A 20,057-nucleotide genomic window follows, 5' to 3' on the forward strand; every position below is an offset into this window, starting at 1 on the left:
GATCAGAACTGGTGATCGGCGTTGTCCGGCTTCAGGTCCTGCACGCCGACCGCGGTGGCGGCCTTCTCGATGGCGCCGGTCTGCTTGACCAGCGAGGCGATGGCGTCGCGGATCTTCTGCTGATCGTCCTTGTCTTCCGGAGCGATCATCTGGTCGAAGTGCACACCGTCCTTCTCGGCACGGTCGACGATGACCTGCATCTTGGCTTCAGTGTTGGCCAGGTCATTCTTCAGGTCGGTATCGGCGGCGGCGTCAGCCTTGGCGACCAGGTCGGACAGGCTCGGACCCTTCACGACGCTGCCGTCGGTGCGCTTGTACTCGCCCAGGTAGATGTTGCGGATCGACTTGGCGTTGAAGAACAGGGTGTTGTGGGTGTTGTCGCTGAAGCAGTCGTGTTCGTCTTCGGTGGAGTTGGCTTCCAGCGCGACCTTCATGCGCTCGCCGGCCAGTTCGCCGAGGGACAGGGAACCCATGCCGAAGAACATCTTGCGCAGGTTGTTCTCGGCGGTGTCGGCCTCGACCTTGGCGCGATAGTTGTCGGCGACGCCGGACTTGAAGTTGCCGACCATTTCTTCCAGGTCAGCGACCAGCAGGTCGGTGGCGGCTTTCAGGTAGGCAGCGCGACGGTCGCAGTGACCGTTGGTGCAGTCCTTGCCCTGGGCGTAGTCGGTGTATTTGCGGTCGCCGGCGCCCGGCTTGGTGCCGTTCAGGTCCTGGCCCCAGAGGAGGAATTCGATGGCGTGGTAGCCGGTGGCGACGTTGGCTTCGGAACCGCCCAGCTCGTTCAGGCCCTTGAGCTTCTCGCCGGTGATTTCCTTGACGTCGATCTTGTCTTCGCCGACCTGGATCTCGGTGTTGGCGATGATGTTGGCGGTGGCGCCGGCGTTGCCTTCGGCGTGCTGGTAGTCCTTGGCGACGTAGTCGATCAGGCCTTCGTCCAGCGGCCAGGCGTTAACCGCGCCTTCCCAGTCGTCGATGATCGAGTTGCCGAAGCGGAAGGCTTCGCTCTGCGAGTAGGACGGGCGGGAAGCGATCCAGGCTTCGCGGGCGGCCTTCAGGGTGGCTTCGCTGGGCTTGGCGATCAGTGCGTCGACGGCGGTCTGCAGCGCCTTGGCGGTGGTCAGGGCGTCGCCGTAGGTGGCTTCGGCGATGTCCAGGTAGTTCTTCACTACGGCCTTGACCGCGGCCTCGTCGACCTTGGCGGTCGCTGCCGGGGCAGTGCTCTGGGTGCTGGCAGCCGGCGCGGCGGCGGCGGGGGCTTCGGCTTTCTTGTCATCGCCGCAGCCGGCGAGGGAGATGGCGATGGCGAGCAGGCTGGCAGTGGCCCAGGGCATACGAGTCATGACGGGTTCCTTTGCATGGAGAGGAGGCGCACGAAAAAGGACTGCGCAAGAAAATCCGCAACATAATGCGAAAGATTTGCATTTTTGAAAAGAGAGATCGGTGGCGCTGTTCGGTCACGGGGCCAGCAAGTCGCTATCAGTGTCAGGGAATTAGCTCTTTGTAGGATCGAGGGGGACGCCTAGTCCTTGCTCGCGAACAGCTCCGGCGCCATGCGGTTCGCGAGCAAGCTCGCTCCTACAAGGGGATTCGGCGTGGGGGGATGGCGGATGAAGCGTTCCGCTGCATTCGCCCTACGCCGTCAATGCCGTTCGACGGAGCCGCCCGGATTGCCGCCGGCCGCTTCGGCCAGACGCCGCGCCTGCTTGAGGTAGAGCGTCAGCTCGCGCGCCGGCAGCGGCTTGCTGTAGAGGTAGCCCTGACCTTCGTGGCAGCCCTGGGCGATGATGTAGGCCTCCTGCTCGACGGTCTCCACGCCCTCGGCGATCACCTGCATGCCCAGGCTCTTGCCCAGCTGGATGATGGCGCGAACGATGGTGGCGTCGTCGTCGTCCAGCAGCAGGTCCTGGACGAAGCTTTTGTCGATCTTGATCTTGTCCAGCGGCAGGCTCTTCAGGTAGCTCAGCGATGAGTAGCCGGTGCCGAAGTCGTCGATGGCGATCAGCGCGCCGGCGCGACGCAGGCTGAGCAGGTGCTGGGCGGCGGTGGAAATGTCTTCCATCAGGCCGGTCTCGGTGACCTCCAACTCCAGCGAACGCGGCGGCAGGCGGTGCATCTGCAACAGGTTGCTGACGACGCGCGGCAGGGCGTTGTGGCGCAACTGCACGGTGGACAGGTTGACCGCCAGGCGCAGGTCGTCGAAGCCCTGGTCGTGCCATTCGCGCAGTTGGCGGCAGGACTGGTCGAGCACCCATTCGCCGATGCTGAAGATGCTGCCGTTCTGCTCCGCCAGCGGGATGAACAGGTCCGGCGCGACCCAGCCCTGGGTCGGGTGCTGCCAGCGCAGCAGCGCCTCGACGCCGACCACGCGGTGATCGCGGTAATCCACCTGCGGCTGGTACACGAGGTGCAGTTCGTTGCGTGCCAGGGCTTCGCGCAGGTCCTTCTCCAGTTCGCGGCGGCGGCGCATCTCGCTGTCGACGCTGGCGATGTAGAACTGGTAGCGGTTGCGCGAGCGACTCTTGGCCAGGGTCATGGTCTGCTCGGCTTTCTGCAGCAGCTTCTCGGTGGTCTCGCCGTCCTCGGGGAACAGGGTGATGCCGATGGTGGCGCGCAGGTGTACCAGGTGCTGGTCCAGTTCGAAGGGCGCTTCCAGGTCGTCGAGGATCTGCTGGGCCAGTTCCGCCGCTTCGTAAGGCTGCTCGATGTCGGCCTGGACCAGGGCGAACTGGTCGCCACCCAGCCGCGCCAGGGCGCCGAGGTGCGCGCTGCGGGTGCGCAGGCGGTCGGCGAGGGCGATCAGCAACTGGTCGCCGAACTGGTAGCTGTACTGCTCGTTGATGCCCTTGAAGTCATCCAGGCCCAGGCAGAGCACGGCGACGCGGCGCTGCAGACGCGAGGCGCCCTCGAGAATCTGGTCCAGGCGTTGTTGCAGCAGCTTGCGGTTGGGCAGGCCGGTGAGGAAGTCGTACTGGGAGATGCGCAGCAGGCTGTCTTCGGCCTCCCTGCGCAAATGGCCGTTGCGCTCGATGGAGGCCAGCAACTGGTTGGCGGTGTTCACCCACAGGCCCAGTTCGTCCTTCTCGTGGCCGTCGGGCATCGGCAGCTTGTGCTGGCTGGGGCGGTCCGGGTTGATCGAGGCCAGGTGCTCGATGATCTTCGACAGCGGCTTGGTCAGCAGCCAGTGGTAGACCATGAACAGCACCAGGCTCAGGGCCATGGCGCGGAGGATGCCGGAGATGAAGATGATCACCGAGGTGGCGACGAAGTCGTCGCCGTAGGGCGCGGTGTCGAGGGTGATCTTCAGGTCGCCGTAGTACTCGTTGGAGCCGCCACGGCCGGCAAGGCGGATGGAGTAGTTCTGCTCGGCGCCGAGGATCGGGTCGGTCAGCCAGCGGGTGGAGGAGTCCAGCAGCGGGCGGGATTTCTCCGCCAGCATGGGTTCGTCGGGGTGGCCGATGGCGGCGTAGCGCACGGCTTCGTGCTGGAACAGGCCTTCGAGGACCTGCATCGCCATGTCGCGGTCCAGGCTGTAGACGGCCTGGGTAGAAGGGTCGCGGACCATCGCCAGGATGCGCTGGGCATCGTTGTGCACGTTCTGGCGGGCCTTGTGGGCGTCGTAGACGATCTGGGCACAGCTGAGTACCACCCCGACCACGAGGGCCGCGAGCAATACCATACGCAGCAGCTTGAGGGAGAGGCTGTGCCGGGGATCCAGTTTCAAGGTCTTTCCTTGTTTCTCGCCAGGGGCGAACGACTGGGGCTGAGTATTGGCAATTGGCGCAATGACGTCAAAGGGCCATCGTTGTGTTTCGTGACTGTACCGGCCTTTCAGGTTAGCCGACACGAAGGTGTTACGCGCCCCTTACGAAAAAACCCGGCACGAGGCCGGGTTCTTTCAGATCATATGGGGTGCGATCAGGCAGCGAACTGCTCGGCCACGAAGTCCCAGTTGACCAGGTTCCAGAACGCCTCGACGTACTTCGGACGCAGGTTGCGGTAGTCGATGTAGTAGGCGTGTTCCCAGACGTCGCAGGTCAGCAGCGGGGTGTCGCCGCTGGTCAGCGGGCAACCGGCGCCGATGGTGCTGGCCAGGGCCAGGGAGCCGTCGGCTTTCTTCACCAGCCAGCCCCAGCCGGAGCCGAAGGTGCCGATGGAGGTCTTGCTGAACTCTTCCTTGAACTTGTCGAAGGAACCGAAGGCAGCGTTGATGGCGTCAGCCAGGGCGCCGGTGGGCTGGCCACCGCCGTTGGGGCTCAGGCAGTTCCAGTAGAAGGTGTGGTTCCACACCTGGGCTGCGTTGTTGAAGATGCCGCCGGAAGAGGTCTTGACGATGTCTTCCAGGCTTTTGCCTTCGAACTCGGTACCCGGAACCAGGTTGTTCAGGTTCACGACGTAGGTGTTGTGGTGCTTGTCGTGGTGGAATTCCAGAGTCTCCGCGGAAATGTGCGGCTCAAGGGCATTCTTCGCGTAGGGCAGCGGAGGCAATTCGAAAGCCATGGTGTCTCTCCTATCTCACTCAGTCTGGGCTAGCGCGGCGAACGCGCGACCGGTACACGGGGCCGGTATCGTAGGTGTCGCGGCATCCGGGCGTAGCTGCAAGGCGTCCCGCAAGGGGACAGGCAGCGCGCCAGTTGCGTCTGACAGCCTTGGCCGTCAGCGCCGCGAAGGTCGGATCATAGCACCCGACCTGTGGCATATCCACGCAGCAACTGTAGGGGCAAAGGCCCTGCCAGGCGGCTTGCGTCGGCGCCCGGCCCTCACTCTATACCGACCGGGATGACGGAACGTGGTTCGGACTGATTTCCCGCACGGCCTGAATCAGTTGGCGAACACCAGTTGCGCCGCCATCCCCAGCATCATCACGGCGACCATCAGGTCCACCAGGCGCCAGGTGGCCGGCCGCGCGAGCCAGGGCGCGAGCCAGGCGGCGCCGAAGGCCAGGGTGAAGAACCAGATCAGCGAGGCACTGGCCGCGCCCATGGCGTAGGCGCCGGGGGCAGCCTGCTGGGCACCGAGGGAGCCGATCAGCAGCACGGTGTCGAGGTAGACGTGGGGGTTGAGCAGGGTCACCGCCAGCGCAGCCATCAGAACGGTGCGGCGCGAACGCGGGCCGGTTTCCCCGGCGTCGGCCATGGCTTCGGGTGCGACTGCACGACGCAGCGCCTTGAGGCCGTACCAGACCAGGAAGGTGACGCCGCCCCAGCGGGCGATGGCCAGCAGCGTCGGGTTCTCGGCAAGGATCTTCGCCAGGCCGAACACCCCGGCGCTGACCAGGATGGCGTCACAGGCCACGCACAGCGCGGCCACCGACAGGTGATGCTCGCGGCGCAGGCTCTGGGCGAGGACGAAGGCGTTCTGCGCGCCGATGGCGATGATCAGCCCGGCGGCCACCAGGATGCCGTTGAGATAGCTCTGCCACATGATTCAGACCACCTCTTCATTCAGGGCGGGGGGATCGAGCGCGAGCGCGCGCAGGACGTCCAGCGCGCGCGGGCCGTCGGCGTGGGCAACGAACAGATGGTCGTGGTACCAGGCGGCGACCACGTTGCAGCTGATCCCGGCCCTGGCCAGCGCAGTCGCCACGGCGGCGGTGAGGCCGACGGCCTGCAGCGCCGAGTGCACTTCGAGGGTCAGCCAGGCGGCCACGTAATCGAAGCTCAGCCCGGCTTGTTCGGCTTCGGCGCGCGGCAGGATCAGCGTCAGCCCTTCGCTTTCGCGGAAGCTGCCCAGTGGCTGCAGGCCGGCGGGCAGCTTTCCGTCGGGCAGGGTGCAGTAGACATATTCGCCGTCATTGAGCACCGGGGTCATGCCGCGCAGCAGCGCAGCCAGGGAAGTTTCGCCAGCCATGGGTAGGTTCGTCCGAAGTGGGGAATGCTGGCGATTGTCCGGCTTTGACCTGTATAAGAAAAACCAATACTGCTGATATCTCATTAGGGAAACTGATCATGTTCGACTACAAGCTGCTCGCCGCCCTGGCCGCCGTGGTGGAGCAGGGCGGTTTCGAGCGTGGCGCCCAGGTACTGGGGCTGTCGCAGTCGGCGATTTCCCAGCGCATCAAGCTGCTCGAGGCGCGGGTCGGCCAACCGGTGCTGGTGCGCGCGGCGCGGCCGCAGCCGACCGATCTCGGCCAGCGCCTGCTCAACCACGTGCAGCAGGTGCGCCTGCTGGAGGGCGACCTGCAGCAATGGGTGCCCGCGCTGGACGATGGCGCCGCCCCCGAGCGCCTGCGCCTGGCGCTCAATGCCGACAGCCTGGCGACCTGGTGGGCCCACGCAGTCGGTGATTTCTGCGGCGAGCGCCACGTGCTGCTGGATCTGGTGGTGGAAGATCAGGAGGTCGGCCTCAAGCGCATGCGCGCCGGTGAGGTGGCCGGCTGCGTCTGCGCCAGTCCGCGCCCGGTGGCCGGTGGCCGCAGCGAGCCATTGGGCGCGATGCGCTATCGCGGGCTGGCCAGCCCGGAATTCATCGCCCGGCATTTTCCCAAGGGCGTCACGCCGGCGGGATTGGTGCGCGCCCCGGCGATCGTCTACGGCCCCGACGATCAACTGCAGCATCGCTACCTGAAGGACCTGGGCGTGGACGGCCACTTCAGCTACCACCTGTGCCCGTCTTCCGAGGGCTTCGTGCGCATGACCAGCGGCGGCCTGGGCTGGGGCCTGGTGCCCGAGCAGCAGGTGCGCGGCGAGCTGGAACGCGGTGAGCTGGTGGACATGTTGCCGGGGCGGGTGATCGACGTGCCGCTGTATTGGCACCACTGGCGCAACGGCGGCGAACTGCTCGCCGCGCTGACCCGGCACCTGCTGGCGAAGGCGCCGGGGCTGATGGTGCCGATCAGCCGCGAATGACGATTTGCCCGCTGCCCGGCAACTGCTCGATGCAGCGCGCGCCGAAGAGTTTCGACGGCGTGAAGTAGCCGACGCTGTTCGGATTGGCCAGCAGATGGCGCACGGCGAAGAGCACGCCGTGGATGGTCACGTCGTAGCCGTTGGCGGTTTCCAGGCGCGCCGTGCGGCGCTCGCCACGGGCGTTGCGCACTTCACCCCAGACCCAGGTGCGCAGCTTGCTGCGGGCCAGCTCGTCAGGGCCCTGGACGCGCTTGTCCACCTGTTCCTTGAGCCAGTCCTGCACGCGCTCGCGGCCCAGCAGCGGGCGCAAGGAATCCATCACCCGCATGCCGATGGCGGCGGCCGGCGGCACCGGCAGGTAGACCTCGATGTCGCCGATGCCGGTGGAGTAGTAAGCGGTCGCCACGTCGCCCCAGGGAATGGTCACGGCGTGCTTGAGGCCGCGGCCGAAGTCGATGTCGCGGCGCTTGTAGCCCAGCGGCACGTCGCGCAGGCGCCCGGCTTCGCGCACCTTGCCGCCCAGCTTGAGGCCTTCCACGGTGGTCTTGGCGGTGCCCGGTGAGAGCCCGCTGCCACTGTCGAAACCCAGCGCCAGGTGCGCGGCGTCAGGCATGGCTTCCTTGAGGCAGGCGGCGACGCAGTCGGTGGGGATCACGTCGAAGCCGACGCCGGGGCAGAGCACCACGCCCGCCGTGCGTGCCACTTCGTCGAGGCCGTGGGCGTACTCGAAGACGGAAATTTCCCCGGTGATATCGACGTAGTGCGCGCCGCTGGCGATGCAGGCCTCGATCATCGGCGCGGCGGTGGCGGAGAACGGCCCGGCGCAGTTGGCGACCACCGCGACATCCTCCAGGGCGGCCAGGGCGGCGGCGCTGTCGTTCAGGTCGAATACCCGGCATTCCAGTCCCAGTGAACTGCCCAGCGCATGCAGGCTGGCCGGGTTGCGAGCGGCGAGGATCGGTGTCAGGCCCTCGCGCTGCGCCTGCTCGGCCACCAGCCGGCCGGTGTAGCCGTTGGCGCCGTAGATCATCCAGTGGGGCTTGCTCATGCTGTGGCCTCGCGCGGTTCAGAGAGGATCGATGGAATGCCTCTAGGGTAGTCGCAACTGCCGTGTACCTGTCGCCGATCGCAAGTCGTGCAACCCTGGTGGGCGGCTGCGGTCTGCAAGGATTCGTTTCTGGCGTGCAAGGCCAGAGTGGTAGCGTGCGGTGGCTGGTAGAGTCGCCGGAAATAAAAACAGGAGTGGCGTGCATGAAGATTCTGGTCACCGGAGCCAGCGGGTTCATTGGCGGGCGTTTCGCTCGCTTCGCCCTGGAGCAGGGCCTGGCGGTACGGGTGAACGGACGCCGCGAGGAGGCGCTGCAACCGTTGGTGGCGCGCGGCGCCGAGTTCATGGCCGGCGACCTGGCGGACCCGGCGCTGGTGCGCGCGCTGTGCAGCGGCGTCGATGCCGTGGTGCATTGCGCCGGCGCGGTGGGGGTGTGGGGCAGCCATGAGTACTTCCACCAGGCCAACGTGGTGATGACCGAGTCCATCGTCGAGGCGTGCCTGAAACAGAAGGTGCGGCGCCTGGTGCACCTGTCGTCGCCGTCGATCTACTTCGATGGCCAGTCCCATGTGGGCATCAGCGAGCAGCAGGTGCCCAAGCGCTTCGCCAACCATTACGGCTCGACCAAGTACCAGTCCGAACTGGTTGCCCTCGGCGCGCAGGAATTCGGCCTGGAGGTGCTGGCGCTGCGCCCGCGCTTCGTCACCGGCGCCGGCGACACCAGCATCTTCCCGCGGATGATCGCCGCACACCGCAAGGGCCGCCTGCGCATCATCGGCAAGGGCCTGAACAAGGTGGACTTCACCAGCATCCAGAACCTCAACGATGCCCTGTTCGCCAGCCTGATGGCCGGCGACGAGGCGCTCGGCCACGCCTACAACATCAGCAACGGCCAGCCGCTGCCGCTGTGGGACGTGGTGAACTACGTGCTGCGTCGGCTCGACATGCAGCCGGTGGAGCGGCACATGCCCTACGGATTGGCCTACAACCTGGCGCTGCTCAACGAGGGCGTGTGCAAGGTGCTGCCCGGTCGTCCGGAGCCGACCTTGCATCGCCTGGGCATGGCGGTGATGGCCAAGGATTTTTCCCTGGATATCTCCCGCGCCCGCGAGTACCTCCACTACGACCCGCAGAACAGCCTGTGGGATGCGCTGGATGAGTTTTGCGACTGGTGGAGATTGCGCGGCGTGTAAAGGCTCGCTCCGACGCTGAACTGTAGGAGCGGACTTCGTCCGCGATATCGTCCAGCGCGATGCGGATCAATCGCGGACGGAGTCCGCTCCTACGAGAGCATTCTCTGCCTAGCGTGGTGCGCGAGCACCGCCCCGCAGCGGGCCGGAGTACTGCTGGTCGCCTCCGCCCTGCATCGGCAGGAAGCTCGGTTCCTGTACCACGCGCGGCAGTTGCACGCCGCTCAACTGGCTGAGGCGTTCGCCCATCTGGCGCGTCTCCTCGCAGATGGAGGCGGCGCAGGCGCGTAGCATCCGCTCGATGGCGTCGCTCTGCTGGTACTGGATTTCCACGGCCTGTTCTTCACGCAGACGACGGCGCAATTCGCGCATGCAATCCAGGATGGCCTTGTTGAGTTCGATCACCCGACTTCCTCCCCCGCGAAGGGCGCCAAAGCGGCGCCAAGTAACGGGAGCGGGAGCAAGGGGCGTGCCACGATGTCGCAAAGCCACTATTGGCGGCCTGCCTGGGGAACTGTGACTTCCGGCACGGGTCTTCTATGCGCCGACGAGGTGCGTGACGCCCTGTGATGGCACGCTGCTCTGAAGTGTCACGCGAACGGATATACTGCGCCCTGCGCAGGCAACACGCCGCTTTATCCCCACAGGTTCATTCCATGCGTAACGACACGTTCGACGAATTCGATGATGTGCCCCACCTGTCCACCGACGCCGCCGACCGCGACGAGTTCGGTCATCACCCGCGCCGCGTGGTCGAGCCCAACGGCCGCCCGCTGCCGCAGCCGGTGAAGCGTGGCGGCGGTACCGGTGCGCTGTGGGCGCTGGTCGCGGCCATGGCCATCGCCCTGGCCGGCGTCGGCTGGTGGAGCCACCAGCAGTTGTTGCTGATGGAACAGCAACTGATCGCCACCCAGGAAAGCTTCGCCAAGATCAGCGAGGAGGCCGCCGGTCGCCTGGACGACATTCGCGGCAAGTTCGTCGCCAACGAATCCAACGGCATGAGCGACCGCGAAGCGCTGAAGCTGCAGGTCAAGCAGTTGCAGGGCCGCCTGGCCGAACAGGCCAAGGCCCAGCAGACTTCCCTGTCGGAGTTCGATGGCGCCCAGGGCAAGCGCCTGGCGCAGATCAGCGACGACCTCAAGGCGCAACAGGAAAATGCCGCGCAACTGGTGGCCCAGCTGGATGGCAAGCTCAAGACCATTTCCGATGAACAGGCCAAGTTCAAGAACGTGCAGGCCGACCTCGCCACTGCCAACCAGCAGATCCAGGCGCTGAACACCGAGATCGCCAACCTGAAGAAGCAGGGCAACCAGAGCCAGGCGATCAAGAGCATCCAGGACGACCTGATGCTGCTGCGCGCCGAGGTCGATGGCCGCCAGGGCCAGGCCAGTAGCGATACCAAGGAGTTCGACGTGTTCCGCATCCAGGTGATGCGCAACATCAACACCCTGCAACAGCAGATGCAGAACCTCCAGCAGCAGATCAGCACCCGCTGATCGGCCTGCAACCGCAAAGCCCCCGCACCGAAAGGTCCGGGGGCTTTTTATTAGCCATCCCTCTTTGGGGGTAGTGACGGTAATTCTTGTCTTGAATCAGTTTCAGCGCCGGCTTCGAGGCGAATAATCGCTAACAAATGAGAGTCATTCCGATTCTCCCGTTGTTCGATCTTTCGCCCGGAGGCTTCCCATGCACGATCTTCAAGCGCAACGCCGGTACCGCATCGCCGGCTACCGGCCCGGGATCGGCGCCGCCTTCCGCCAGCGGCTGTTCTCCATGGGGCTGCTGCCGGGCGCCGAACTGAAGGTACGCCGCGTGGCGCCGCTGGGCGACCCGGTGCAGGTGGACACCCGCCAGTGCAGCCTGGTGCTGCGCCGTCGCGACCTGGCCTTTCTCCAGCTCGAAGCGCAGGACTGATCCAGCATGGACGAACTGCGCATCGGCCTGATCGGCAATCCCAACGCGGGCAAGACCACCCTGTTCAACCAGCTCACCGGCTCGCGCCAGCGCGTCGGCAATTGGGCCGGCGTTACCGTGGAGCGCAAGGAAGGCAACTTCCGCACCGCCCGCCATAACGTGCGCCTGGTGGACCTGCCCGGCACCTACTCGCTGACCACGCTGTCGACCCAGGCCTCGCTGGACGAACAGATCGCCCGGCGCTGCATCGTCGATGGCGAGGTGGACGTGCTGGTCAACGTGGTGGACGCCACCAACCTGGAACGCAACCTCTACCTCACTGTGCAACTGCGCGAGATGGGGCTGCCCTGCGTGGTGGCGCTGAACATGCTCGATATCGCCCGCAGCCAGGGCTTGAACATCGACCGCGAGGCGCTGGCGCGGGAATTGGGTTGCCCGGTGGTGCCGCTGGTATCGACCCGCGGCGAAGGCATCGATGCGTTGAAGGACGCCATCGATGGCGTGACGGCACAGCCGCCGCTGCAAGTGCCCTATCCCGCCGCACTGCGCAACGCCATCAGCCAACTGCTGCCCGCCGACGCGCCACCGGCCCACGCCTGGATGGTTCTGCTGGCGCTGGAAGGCGACCTGCACAGCGCCCGGCAGCTCAAGCTCGACCCGGCGAGCCTGCTGGCTGCCCGGGACGCGATCCGCTGCGCCTGCGGCGAAGACCCGGAACTGCTGTTGGTGGACGCGCGCTACCGGCTGATCGGCGAACTCTGCGAGCGTGCCAGCAACCATCGCGAGGCAGCACCGCATCGCCTGACACAGATGCTCGACCGTATCGCGCTGAACCGCTGGCTGGGTATCCCGGTGTTCCTCTTCGTGATGTACCTGATGTTCTTCTTCGCCATTACCCTGGGGGGAGCGCTGCAGCCGATCTTCGACCAGGGTTCCTCGGCGCTGTTCATCGACGGCATCCAGTGGCTGGGCGCTCGCACGGGCGCACCGGACTGGCTGACTGCGCTGCTGGCGCAGGGCCTGGGCGGCGGTATCAACGCGGTGCTGCCGCTGATCCCGCAGATCGGCCTGATGTACCTGTTCCTCGCGTTGCTGGAAGACTCCGGCTACATGGCCCGCGCGGCCTTCGTCATGGACCGCCTGATGCAGGCCCTCGGCCTGCCGGGCAAGTCCTTCGTGCCGCTGATCGTCGGCTTCGGCTGCAACGTGCCGTCGATCATGGGCACCCGCACCCTGGACAACCCGCGCGAGCGCCTGATGACTTCGATGATGGCGCCGTTCATGTCGTGCGGCGCGCGACTGGCGATCTTCGCCGTGTTCGCCGCTGCCTTCTTCGGCCAGAACGGCGCACTGGCGATCTTCTCGCTGTACCTGCTGGGTATCGTCGTCGCGGTACTCACCGGGCTGCTGCTCAAGCACACGCTGATGCGCGGCGAAGCCTCACCCTTCGTCATGGAACTGCCGCTGTACCACGTGCCGCACCTGCGCAGCCTGCTGCTGCAGACCTGGATGCGCCTGCGCGCCTTCATCGTCCGCGCCGGCACCGTGATCATCCTGGTCAGCCTGGTGATCGGCGGCCTCAACAGCGTCACCCTCGACGGCCGCCCGGTGCAGGGCGACATCGCCGACTCGGCGCTCTCCAGCCTCAGCCACAAGGTCACGCCACTGCTCAAACCCATGGGCGTGCATGAGGACAACTGGCAGGCCACGGTCGGCCTGGTTACCGGCGCGCTGGCCAAGGAAGTGGTGGTCGGTACGCTGAATACCCTGTACACCGCCGAGCACATCCAGGGCGAAGCCTTCGACGCCGACGGCTATGACCTCTGGGGCCAACTGAAGCAGGCCGGTGCGGATACGCTGGATGGCCTGCGTGATTCCTTCAGCCTCAGTGTGCTGGCCAACCCGGTTGCCGCGAGCATGGCCGACGGCGAGATGGAGCAGGGCTCCATGGGCACCTTCGCCGCCAAGTTCGGCAGCCCGCTGGCCGCCTACAGCTACCTCGTCTTCGTGCTGCTCTACGTGCCCTGTGTAGCTACCCTCGGCGCGCTGACCCGGGAAAGCGGCCGTGGCTGGATGACCTTCGCGGTGTTCTGGGGCCTCAACGTCGCCTACTCGCTGGCGACCCTCTGCTACCAGGTGTTCAGCTTCGCCGAACATCCGCAGTACAGCGCGGTGGCGATCGGTGTGGTGCTGGTGTTCAACCTCGTACTGTTCCTGATCCTGCGCTGGATTGGTCGGCGTGGGCTGGAACTGGATGGCGAGCGCGAGCTGCGCGCGGCCCCGGCGGGGAGCTGCCACTGATGGCCACGGCAATCGCGCTGCGCAACCTGCTGGGCGAGTTGGGCGAGGCCGATGTACCGACCCTCGCCCAACGCCTCGGCGCTTCCAGGGCGTTGCTCGAGGCGTTGCTGGAGCGGCTGCTGGCGCTGGGCGTGGTGGAAAAAGTCGCGCCCGAACCGGCGGCCTGCGGGAGTTGCAATGGTTGCGCGGAGGCGACGCGGTGCGCGACGACGGGGTATCGCCTTTCCAGTCGCAACGATCCCGCCCCCTTGCGCTGGATCACCCCCTGACTCCGGACCGTAGGATGGTGTGGAGCGAAGCGATACCCATCACGCATCGCGCCGACAGCATGGGTATCGCTGCGCTCCACCCATCCTACGAAGCGCTCCGACGCAGAATCTGGCGCGTTTTTGTAGGAGCGAGCTTGCTCGCGAACAACCCCGGGTGGACCAGCGTAGGAGCGGACTCTGTCCGCGATGTGAGATAGGCGTACTCGGAGTCGCCGGTAATCGATCGCGGACGGAGTCCGCTCCTACGCTGGGTTATTGCCTTGCGCAGAAATGAAAAGGGCGCCTTCGCGAGAAGGCGCCCTTTTCGTTGGCGCTGGAGCCGGCCCTTACAGGCGCGGGTAGTCCAGGTAGCCGACCGGGCCCTTGGCGTAGAAGGTTTCCGGATGCGGCTCGTTCCAGGCGGCGCCTTTCTGCAGGCGGGCCACCAGGTCCGGGTTGGCGATGAACGGAATGCCGAAGGCGACTGCATCGGCCTTGCCGCTTTGCAGCCACTCGGTCGCGGTTTCCTTGGTGAAGCGCTCATTGGCGATGTACACGCCACCGAAGATTTCCTTCAGTTTCGGGCCGATGCTGTCGTCAGCAGCCTTCTCGCGGGTGCAGATGAACGCCACACCGCGCTTGCCCAGCTCGCTGGCCACGTAGCCGAAGGTGGCCAGCGGGTCGGCATCGCCCATGTCGTGGGAGTCCATGCGCGGAGCCAGGTGCACGCCGACGCGGCCGGCACCCCAGACGCCGATCACCGCATCGGTGACTTCCAGCAGCAGGCGCGCGCGGTTCTCCACGGAGCCGCCGTACTGGTCGGTGCGCTGGTTGGTGCTGCTCTGCAGGAACTGGTCGAGCAGGTAGCCGTTGGCACCGTGCACTTCCACGCCGTCGAAGCCGGCGGCCTTGGCGTTCTCGGCACCGACGCGGTAGGCCTCGACGATGTCGGCGATCTCTTCGGTTTCCAGGGCGCGTGGGGTGACGAACTCCTTGATCGGACGCACCAGGCTGACGTGCCCGGCGGGCTTGATGGCGCTCGGTGCCACCGGGGTTTCACCGTTCAGGTACAGCGGGTCGGAGATGCGGCCCACGTGCCACAGTTGCAGGAAGATGCGACCGCCGTTGGCATGCACGGCCTTGGTGATGTTGGTCCAGCCGCGGACCTGGTCGTCGGACCAGATGCCGGGGGTATCCGGGTAACCCACGCCCATCGGGGTCACCGAGGTGGCTTCGCTGAGGATCAGGCCGGCGTCGGCGCGCTGGGTGTAGTACTCGGCCATCAGGGCATTGGGCACACGGCCTTCGTCGGCGCGGCAGCGGGTCAGCGGGGCCATGATGATGCGGTTGGGCAGTTCCAGGTCACCGATGACGATGGGATCGAAAAGCGTGGTCATTGCGTTACTCCAATACGGGGTGAGGGTGGAGGATCAGTCGAGGACGGTTTGGGTCTGGTTGGGCTTGCCGCTGAACGCGATCATCACCGCGAGCAGGGCGAGTACGGAGAGCACGGCGCCGGCCAGGGGCACGCGGGTCAGGCCCAGGCCGTGGTCGATGACGCTGCCGCCGACCCAGGCGCCGATGGCGTTGCCGACGTTGAAGGCGCCGATGTTCAGGGTGGCGACGAGGTTCGGTGCGGCGCCGCCGACGCGGACCACGTTGACCTGCAGGGCGGGCACTGCGGCGAAGGCGGCAGCGGCCCAGATGAACAGGGTGATTTCGGCCGGGATCAGCGCGGCGCTGGTCCAGCTCAGCACGGTGGAAACCACCGCCATGGTGGCGAACACGCCGGCCAGGGTCGTGCCCAGGCGCCAGTCGGCCAGGCGGCCGCCGATGATGTTGCCCAGGGTCAGGCCCAGGCCGATCAGTACCAGGCTCCAGGTGATGCCGCGCGGCGAGACCCGGGTGACTTCGCCCAGCAGCGGCGCGACATAGGTGAACAGTGCGAAGACCGCGGCGGAGAACAGCACGGTGGTGCCCAGCGCCAGCCACAGCGGGCCGTTGCGCAGCGCGGAGACTTCCTTGCGCATGTCCACCGCTTCTTCATCGTGCTGCTTGGGCAGCACTCGCCACAGGCTGATCAGTGCGAAGACGCCGATCAGGGTCACCGCCCAGAACGGCGAGCGCCAGCCAGCGACCTGGCCAAGCGCGGTGCCGGCCGGAACGCCGAGGACGTTGGCCAGGGTCAGGCCGGTGAACATCAGGGCTACGGCTGAAGCCTTGCGGTTGGCCGGTACCAGGCTGGCGGCGACCACCGAGCCGATGCCGAAGAAGGCGCCGTGGCACAGCGCGGTGATGATCCGCGCCAGCATCAGCAGGCCGTAATTGGCAGCCACCGCGCAGAGCAGATTACCGAGGATGAAGATGCCCATGAGCATCAGCAGGGCAGTCTTGCGCGGCAGTCGGGCCGTCAGCAGGGCCATGATCGGCGCGCCGATGGCGACGCTGAAGGCGTAGCCGCTGACCAGCCAGCCGGCGGCCGGAATGGTTACGGACAAGTCGCTCGCAACCTCGGGCAACAGGCCCATGATCACGAATTCCGTGGTGCCGATGGCAAACGCGGACAAAGCGAGGACGAGAAGCGAAGTGGGCATGCGCCTGCTCCTGGAGAGTTGAAATTGTCTTGGCTGGCAGTAGCCGGGTTACAGCGCTTCGCTCAGGTGGCGAACAAAGGCCTGGATGGTTTCTTCATTACGTTTGAAGAAATTCCACTGGCCGACTTTTCGACTGGTCACCAGTCCCGCGCGCTGGAGGGTGGCCAGATGCGCGGAAACGGTGGATTGCGACAGACCGGTGCGCTGGTCGAACTTGCCGGCGCAGACGCCGATCTCGAAGGATTGGTGTTCCTGCTCGACGAAGAATTGCTCCGGGTCCTTGAGCCAGTGCAGCATGTCGCGCCGCACCGGGTGGGCCAGGGCCTTGAAGATTTCGTCGAGGTCGATACCAGGATCGAGAGGGAGTTGTTCAGTCATGGGGCACATCGGTATATCGCGTTGAGACGAACTATATATCGGTCAAAAACGATATGAATTCGTTTGGCGCGATAGTAATGATCAACACCGATGATATTACCCAGCTGACGCAGGAGCGGACTCGGTCCACGATGATTCCGCCTCCGCTCCGAGCCTGCTCTTCGTAGGAACGAGCTTGCTCGCGAACCCCTTGGCTCCGAGCTTTCTCGGTTCGCGAGCAAGCTTGCTCCTACAGAAGAGCATCGGTCCGCGCTAAGCTCAGCTCATGAACTACCTCGCGCATCTCCACCTGGGCGGCCACCGGCCCGCCCAACTGCTCGGCAGCCTGTATGGCGATTTCGTCAAAGGCCCGCTCGCCGGGCAATGGCCCGCCGAGATCGAGGCGGGTATCCGCCTGCACCGGCGCATCGACGCCTTCACCGACAGTCATCCCTTGATACACAGTGCCAAGTCGCGCTTCCCCAGCGAGCGCCGGCGCATGGCTGGCGTGCTGTTGGACGTGTTCTACGACCACTGCCTGGCGCGCGACTGGGAGCGTTTCTCCGGTGAGCCGCTGGAGCACTTCACCCAACGGGTCTACGGTGTACTGGGCCGCACGCCCGGCCTGCCCGAGCGTCTGGCGCGCATTGCACCGCGCATGGCCGCGCAGGACTGGCTCGGCAGCTATCGGCAGTTCGAGGTATTGCAGGATGTGGTCGCCGGCATGTCCCGGCGCCTGTCGCGGCCGTCCCTGCTGGATGGCGCCTGGGAGGAGCTGGATCGTCTTTACCAGCCGCTGAGCGAGGACTTCCGTGAGTTCTATCCCGAACTTCAGGAGTTCGTCAGAAATCCGCCGAAATCGATGGACGGTCCGGCCTGACTTGATATGCGTCAACCGCCCGGCGGCCCATAGCGTGTGCAATAGACACATCTGAAGGACGACGAGAGGAGCAGCATGATGAAGTCGCTAATGGTCGCAACGGATCTGTCCGGCCGTTCCGAAAAGGCTTTGCACCGTGCGGCAGCGCTGGCCAAGCGCTACGCCTGCCCCTGGACCGTGCTTTACGTGGTCGATGAGGACCAGCCGTCGGCGCTGGTCGAGCAGGAAGTTACCCAGGTGCGCATGATGCTCGAAGCGCGTCTGGTCGAACTCACCGAAATGGGTGGCACCTGTCCGAAACTGCTGGTGGAGCGCGGCGATCCGAACCAGAAGATCCTCGCCGCAGCGAAGAACCTGAACTGCGAAATGCTGGTGATGGGTGCGCACCGCAAGAGCGTGCTGCGCGACATCTTCGTTGGTACCACCGTCGAGCGAGTGCTGCGCGCCGGGCAATTGCCGGTGCTGGTGGTCAACCAGCCGGCCGGCGGCCAGTACCGCGACCTGCTGATCGCCCTGGACACCTCGCCGGCCTCGGCCCACGCGGTGGAAGTGGCCAATGACCTGGGCCTGCTGGAAGGCGCCGTGCGCCGCGGCGTCTACGCCTTCAGCCCGCTGGCCAAGGGCATGATGCAGTACTCCGGAGTCAGCGAGGAGCGCATCGACGAATTTGTCAGCAGCGAATCGCGCCAGGCGGTGGAGGAGTTGAAGACGTTCCTCCACGACCAGCACCTGGAAGAGCGCATCGATGAACAACTGGTGGCCGTCGGGCTGCCGGGCAACGTGTTGCAGCGGATGGTCGACAAGCATCGGCCGGATCTGCTGGTCATGGGTACTCGGGGTATGGGGGGGATCAAGCGTGCCCTGATCGGCAGTGTTGCCGACTACGCTCTGCGCGAACTGGATTGTGACATCCTGGTCGTGCCGCCGGAGGCTTGAGCCTGCGGCGTCTGGAGACTGTTTTCAGGCTTCACCGGGCTGCTCGAGGGTGCCGCCCGGCGCAGTTTGAAAGCTGTTTCGTCAGAGTGGGAACCCGCCGGCCGTAGGTTACGGCGGGCTCCAAACCCTTCTTCGCTTTCTTCCGCTGCCTTGCCAGCGGGCCTCAGGCCGCGATGGCCGATTCTCCCTGACGCTCGCACACCACCGCGTGGATCGCGGCGTGAGCCTGCCTGGCCAGCAGGTTGCGGTCCTGGTGGGCACTGGAGAGTGCCGGCAGCAGATGGACTTCCACGATTCCCCGATCATTGTCGAACAGGCGCTTCAGGTGACTGACCAGATCATCGTCGCCGATGAAGGGCGCCAGCTCGCACGCCTGCCCGTTGCGCCGGTAGCGCAGCGCCACTGGCTGCACCGGCACGCCGGCCTCGATGGCGCTGGCCATCAGCCGGCCGTGGAAGGTGCGCAGGCCCTGGCCGTCGGTGGTGGTGCCTTCGGGGAAAACCAGGAGTGAACGGCCGCGCGACAGTTGGGTGGCGAGCTGTGCATTGATCATTCGCGAATCGCCAGAACCCCGGCGGATGAACAATGTGCCGGCCTTTTCCGCCAGCCAGCCGGCGACGGGCCATTGGCGCACTTCGGCTTTGGACAGGAAGGTCAGCGGCAGCAGGCCGCCCAGCAGCGGGATATCGACCCAGGACACATGATTCGACACCCACAGCATCGGTTGCTCGGGCATCTCGCCGTGCACCTGTAGCTCAAAGGGCAGGGCGCCGGACAAGCGCGCCAGGAACCAGCGCGTCAGGCGCTGGCGCAAGGGCATCCGGTCACCGCCGGGCAGGCGCTCCAGCAGGCTGACGAAGCTGGCCAGCGCAAGGCCTACCAGCAACAGCATCAGCAAGCGGGAGACGCGCAGCCAGGCACGCAGGCGGCGCATCAGACCGCCGCCTTGAAGTGGCGGGCGTAGCGCGGGCAGAGCTCGTCGCGCTTGAGCAGGATGAACACGTCGGCGACGCCGAAGTCCGGGTCCCAGCAGGGCTCGCCGCAGATCTTCGCGCCCAGGCGCATGTAGGCCTTGAGCAGCGGCGGCAGCTCGGCGGTGAGGTTGTCCGGCACGTCCAGTTGCGGCAACGGGGTTTTCGGCTCGGCGCGCAGGTTCTGCTGGCACAGGTAGCGGTCACGCAGGCGCTGCATCACCGCGCGGGCCTGGATGCCGCCGTCGCGCATCGGGATGCTGGCGCAGCCCATCAGGTAGCGGTAGCCGCCTTCATTCAGCACTTCGGCCAGCTCGCTCCAGAGCACGGCGATGGTGCCGCCATTGCGGTAGTCCGGGTCGACGCAGGTACGGCCGATTTCCAGCACCGGGCCCTGCAGGTTGTCCAGGCCGTCGAGGGCGAACTCCTCTTCGCTGTAGAAGCGCCCCAGGCGCTGGGCGGCGCGGTGGTCGAGCAGGCGGGTGGTGGCCACCAGCGCTCCAGTGTTGAGGTCGCGCACGCCGATGTGGGCGCAGTGACGGTCGTAGTCGTCCATGTCCAGCCCCTGGTCCGCACCTTTGAGCTGGGCATCGAACTCGCTGCTGAACACGCGGTAACGCAGGGCCTGGGCTTCGCGCAGGGCGCGGGCGCCGCGCAGACGCACGGCCTTGAGACGGCGTTCTGCCGGGGTGTCACAGGAGAGGGCGATCTGACTCATGCGAGTGCCTCCGTGAACCGGCCATGCGGGTTGCGGCCGGTCGGCTTTGTTG

20 protein-coding genes are annotated in these 20,057 nt (G+C 65.9%); 8 read left to right on the plus strand and 12 right to left on the minus strand.

Annotated features, from left to right (window positions below):
- Positions 1-2: 2 nt before the first annotated feature.
- The 5 genes from N5C91_RS05030 to N5C91_RS05050 all read right to left on the minus strand — a co-directional run bounded on the left by N5C91_RS05030 (position 3) and on the right by N5C91_RS05050 (position 5,850).
- The gene (locus tag N5C91_RS05030) at positions 3-1,343 is read right to left on the minus strand and encodes an imelysin family protein (protein ID WP_236172960.1); all 1,341 of its coding nucleotides are present in this window, start codon (positions 1,341-1,343) and stop codon (positions 3-5) included.
- 299 nt (positions 1,344-1,642) lie between these two features.
- A complete protein-coding gene (locus N5C91_RS05035) occupies positions 1,643-3,724 on the minus strand; it encodes a GGDEF domain-containing phosphodiesterase (RefSeq protein ID WP_236172959.1) in 2,082 nt (693 codons plus the stop codon).
- 194 nt (positions 3,725-3,918) lie between these two features.
- On the minus strand, positions 3,919-4,500 hold the full coding sequence (locus N5C91_RS05040; RefSeq protein WP_045211147.1) for a Fe-Mn family superoxide dismutase: 582 nt from the start codon (positions 4,498-4,500) through the stop codon (positions 3,919-3,921).
- Positions 4,501-4,821: 321 nt separating this feature from the next.
- Positions 4,822-5,424, minus strand: coding sequence for a LysE/ArgO family amino acid transporter (locus N5C91_RS05045; RefSeq protein ID WP_236172958.1), 603 nt, complete (start codon positions 5,422-5,424; stop codon positions 4,822-4,824).
- Positions 5,425-5,427: 3 nt separating this feature from the next.
- Positions 5,428-5,850, minus strand: a complete 423-nt coding sequence (locus N5C91_RS05050; protein ID WP_279828287.1) for an ACT domain-containing protein — start codon at positions 5,848-5,850, stop codon at positions 5,428-5,430.
- 92 nt (positions 5,851-5,942) lie between these two features.
- On the opposite strand from N5C91_RS05050, the gene N5C91_RS05055 reads away from it, so the two are divergent.
- A complete protein-coding gene (locus N5C91_RS05055; RefSeq protein ID WP_279828678.1) occupies positions 5,943-6,848 on the plus strand; it encodes a LysR family transcriptional regulator ArgP in 906 nt (301 codons plus the stop codon).
- On the opposite strand, the gene N5C91_RS05060 is transcribed toward N5C91_RS05055, so the two are convergent.
- Positions 6,835-7,896, minus strand: coding sequence for a trans-acting enoyl reductase family protein (locus tag N5C91_RS05060; protein ID WP_279828288.1), 1,062 nt, complete (start codon positions 7,894-7,896; stop codon positions 6,835-6,837). The two genes, N5C91_RS05055 and N5C91_RS05060, sit on opposite strands and share 14 nt — an antisense overlap.
- Before the next feature lie 203 nt (positions 7,897-8,099).
- Between N5C91_RS05060 and N5C91_RS05065 the strand changes: the two genes are divergently transcribed.
- On the plus strand, positions 8,100-9,089 hold the full coding sequence (locus tag N5C91_RS05065; protein WP_279828289.1) for an NAD(P)-dependent oxidoreductase: 990 nt from the start codon (positions 8,100-8,102) through the stop codon (positions 9,087-9,089).
- Positions 9,090-9,197: 108 nt separating this feature from the next.
- Here N5C91_RS05065 and N5C91_RS05070 read toward each other — a convergent pair whose 3' ends face one another.
- On the minus strand, positions 9,198-9,488 hold the full coding sequence (locus N5C91_RS05070) for a hypothetical protein (RefSeq protein ID WP_236199638.1): 291 nt from the start codon (positions 9,486-9,488) through the stop codon (positions 9,198-9,200).
- Positions 9,489-9,742: 254 nt separating this feature from the next.
- Here N5C91_RS05070 and N5C91_RS05075 point away from each other — a divergent pair, with 254 nt between their 5' ends.
- From N5C91_RS05075 to N5C91_RS05090, 4 genes are all read left to right on the plus strand, one after another.
- On the plus strand, positions 9,743-10,582 hold the full coding sequence (locus N5C91_RS05075) for an ATPase (protein WP_236172954.1): 840 nt from the start codon (positions 9,743-9,745) through the stop codon (positions 10,580-10,582).
- Positions 10,583-10,772: 190 nt separating this feature from the next.
- Entirely contained in the window at positions 10,773-11,000 is a 228-nt protein-coding gene (feoA, locus tag N5C91_RS05080) for a ferrous iron transporter A (RefSeq protein ID WP_024762599.1), read from the plus strand.
- Positions 11,001-11,006: 6 nt separating this feature from the next.
- Positions 11,007-13,301 (plus strand): Fe(2+) transporter permease subunit FeoB, encoded by a 2,295-nt coding sequence (feoB, locus tag N5C91_RS05085; RefSeq protein ID WP_236199324.1) that lies wholly within the window; start codon positions 11,007-11,009, stop codon positions 13,299-13,301.
- A complete protein-coding gene (locus tag N5C91_RS05090; RefSeq protein ID WP_279828290.1) occupies positions 13,301-13,570 on the plus strand; it encodes a FeoC-like transcriptional regulator in 270 nt (89 codons plus the stop codon). The genes feoB and N5C91_RS05090 overlap by 1 nt, the downstream gene beginning before the upstream one ends.
- A gap of 326 nt (positions 13,571-13,896) precedes the next feature.
- On the opposite strand, the gene N5C91_RS05095 is transcribed toward N5C91_RS05090, so the two are convergent.
- Genes N5C91_RS05095 through N5C91_RS05105 form a run of 3 tightly spaced genes read right to left on the minus strand, consistent with a single transcriptional unit; the run spans position 13,897 to position 16,521 of the window.
- On the minus strand, positions 13,897-14,946 hold the full coding sequence (locus tag N5C91_RS05095) for an alkene reductase (protein WP_279828291.1): 1,050 nt from the start codon (positions 14,944-14,946) through the stop codon (positions 13,897-13,899).
- Positions 14,947-14,979: 33 nt separating this feature from the next.
- Positions 14,980-16,143, minus strand: a complete 1,164-nt coding sequence (locus N5C91_RS05100; RefSeq protein ID WP_279828292.1) for an MFS transporter — start codon at positions 16,141-16,143, stop codon at positions 14,980-14,982.
- Between the two features lie 48 nt (positions 16,144-16,191).
- The gene (locus N5C91_RS05105) at positions 16,192-16,521 is read right to left on the minus strand and encodes a helix-turn-helix transcriptional regulator (protein ID WP_236172949.1); all 330 of its coding nucleotides are present in this window, start codon (positions 16,519-16,521) and stop codon (positions 16,192-16,194) included.
- A gap of 265 nt (positions 16,522-16,786) precedes the next feature.
- Here N5C91_RS05105 and N5C91_RS05110 point away from each other — a divergent pair, with 265 nt between their 5' ends.
- Complete coding sequence (locus N5C91_RS05110) at positions 16,787-17,380, plus strand: ACP phosphodiesterase (protein ID WP_279828293.1); 594 nt, start codon at positions 16,787-16,789, stop codon at positions 17,378-17,380.
- A 75-nt stretch (positions 17,381-17,455) separates the two neighbouring features.
- Positions 17,456-18,316: a universal stress protein gene (locus N5C91_RS05115; RefSeq protein ID WP_233298936.1), complete on the plus strand. Its 861-nt coding sequence runs from the start codon at positions 17,456-17,458 to the stop codon at positions 18,314-18,316.
- 163 nt (positions 18,317-18,479) lie between these two features.
- Here the strand turns inward: N5C91_RS05115 and N5C91_RS05120 are convergent, their stop codons facing one another.
- Complete coding sequence (locus N5C91_RS05120; protein ID WP_236199327.1) at positions 18,480-19,250, minus strand: lysophospholipid acyltransferase family protein; 771 nt, start codon at positions 19,248-19,250, stop codon at positions 18,480-18,482.
- A complete protein-coding gene (gene olsB, locus N5C91_RS05125) occupies positions 19,250-20,005 on the minus strand; it encodes an L-ornithine N(alpha)-acyltransferase (RefSeq protein ID WP_236172946.1) in 756 nt (251 codons plus the stop codon). Before olsB ends, N5C91_RS05120 begins: the two co-directional genes overlap by 1 nt.
- Positions 20,006-20,057 lie beyond the last annotated feature (52 nt).

Origin of the sequence: Pseudomonas sp. GD03903 (assembly GCF_029840045.1) — a bacterium.
In the GTDB taxonomy this organism is placed as follows: Bacteria; Pseudomonadota; Gammaproteobacteria; order Pseudomonadales; family Pseudomonadaceae; genus Pseudomonas; species Pseudomonas pseudonitroreducens.

Excerpts from the sequence above, each read along its gene's own strand:
- N5C91_RS05060 (WP_279828288.1), bottom strand. The coding sequence starts at position 7,896 with ATGAGCAAGCCCCACTGGATGATCTACGGCGCCAACGGCTACACCGGC.
- N5C91_RS05045 (WP_236172958.1), bottom strand. The coding sequence starts at position 5,424 with ATGTGGCAGAGCTATCTCAACGGCATCCTGGTGGCCGCCGGGCTGATC.
- N5C91_RS05065 (WP_279828289.1), top strand. The coding sequence starts at position 8,100 with ATGAAGATTCTGGTCACCGGAGCCAGCGGGTTCATTGGCGGGCGTTTC.
- feoB (WP_236199324.1), top strand. The coding sequence starts at position 11,007 with ATGGACGAACTGCGCATCGGCCTGATCGGCAATCCCAACGCGGGCAAG.
- olsB (WP_236172946.1), bottom strand. The coding sequence starts at position 20,005 with ATGAGTCAGATCGCCCTCTCCTGTGACACCCCGGCAGAACGCCGTCTC.
- N5C91_RS05075 (WP_236172954.1), top strand. The coding sequence starts at position 9,743 with ATGCGTAACGACACGTTCGACGAATTCGATGATGTGCCCCACCTGTCC.
- N5C91_RS05105 (WP_236172949.1), bottom strand. The coding sequence starts at position 16,521 with ATGACTGAACAACTCCCTCTCGATCCTGGTATCGACCTCGACGAAATC.
- N5C91_RS05110 (WP_279828293.1), top strand. The coding sequence starts at position 16,787 with ATGAACTACCTCGCGCATCTCCACCTGGGCGGCCACCGGCCCGCCCAA.
- feoA (WP_024762599.1), top strand. The coding sequence starts at position 10,773 with ATGCACGATCTTCAAGCGCAACGCCGGTACCGCATCGCCGGCTACCGG.
- N5C91_RS05115 (WP_233298936.1), top strand. The coding sequence starts at position 17,456 with ATGATGAAGTCGCTAATGGTCGCAACGGATCTGTCCGGCCGTTCCGAA.
- N5C91_RS05090 (WP_279828290.1), top strand. The coding sequence starts at position 13,301 with ATGGCCACGGCAATCGCGCTGCGCAACCTGCTGGGCGAGTTGGGCGAG.
- N5C91_RS05100 (WP_279828292.1), bottom strand. The coding sequence starts at position 16,143 with ATGCCCACTTCGCTTCTCGTCCTCGCTTTGTCCGCGTTTGCCATCGGC.
- N5C91_RS05120 (WP_236199327.1), bottom strand. The coding sequence starts at position 19,250 with ATGCGCCGCCTGCGTGCCTGGCTGCGCGTCTCCCGCTTGCTGATGCTG.
- N5C91_RS05030 (WP_236172960.1), bottom strand. The coding sequence starts at position 1,343 with ATGACTCGTATGCCCTGGGCCACTGCCAGCCTGCTCGCCATCGCCATC.
- N5C91_RS05050 (WP_279828287.1), bottom strand. The coding sequence starts at position 5,850 with ATGGCTGGCGAAACTTCCCTGGCTGCGCTGCTGCGCGGCATGACCCCG.
- N5C91_RS05040 (WP_045211147.1), bottom strand. The coding sequence starts at position 4,500 with ATGGCTTTCGAATTGCCTCCGCTGCCCTACGCGAAGAATGCCCTTGAG.
- N5C91_RS05095 (WP_279828291.1), bottom strand. The coding sequence starts at position 14,946 with ATGACCACGCTTTTCGATCCCATCGTCATCGGTGACCTGGAACTGCCC.